This window comes from Streptosporangium nanhuense (genome assembly GCF_059358815.1).
In genome coordinates this window covers 1-546 of record NZ_JCADBG010000140.1, presented here as the reverse complement: position 1 = coordinate 546, position 546 = coordinate 1, and the positions used below count along the sequence as shown (strand labels likewise).

The following is a 546-nucleotide window of genomic DNA, read 5'->3' as shown; positions in this document are numbered from 1 at the left end:
CACCGACTCCGACTACGACCGCGAGAAGCTCCAGGAGCGTCTGGCGAAGCTGGCCGGCGGCGTGGCCGTCATCAAGGCCGGTGCCGCCACCGAGGTCGAGCTCAAGGAGCGCAAGCACCGCATCGAGGACGCCGTGCGTAACGCCAAGGCGGCCGTCGAGGAGGGCATCGTCCCCGGCGGTGGCGTGGCGCTGCTGCAGGCCGGCGCCAAGGCCTTCGACAAGCTGGAGCTGTTCGGCGACGAGGCCACCGGTGCCGCGATCGTCAAGAAGGCGCTGGAGGAGCCGCTCAAGCAGATCGCGGTCAACGCCGGTCTTGAGGGTGGCGTCGTCGTGGAGAAGGTGCGCAACCTTCCCGCGGGTGAGGGCCTCAACGCCGCCACCGGCGAGTACGTCAACCTGTTCGAGACGGGCATCATCGACCCGGCCAAGGTGACGCGTTCGGCGCTGCAGAACGCGGCGTCCATCGCGGCGCTGTTCCTCACCACCGAGGCCGTCATCGCCGAGAAGCCCGAGAAGGCCGGAGCCGCCCCCGCCATGCCCGGCGG

General features: G+C 70.3%; 1 protein-coding gene. It reads left to right on the top strand.

Translation table 11 applies throughout. The features are described 5' to 3' along the window. A partial coding sequence (locus tag AC5L38_RS44380) for a TCP-1/cpn60 chaperonin family protein (protein WP_495248853.1) occupies positions 1-546 on the top strand: 546 nt, incomplete at both ends.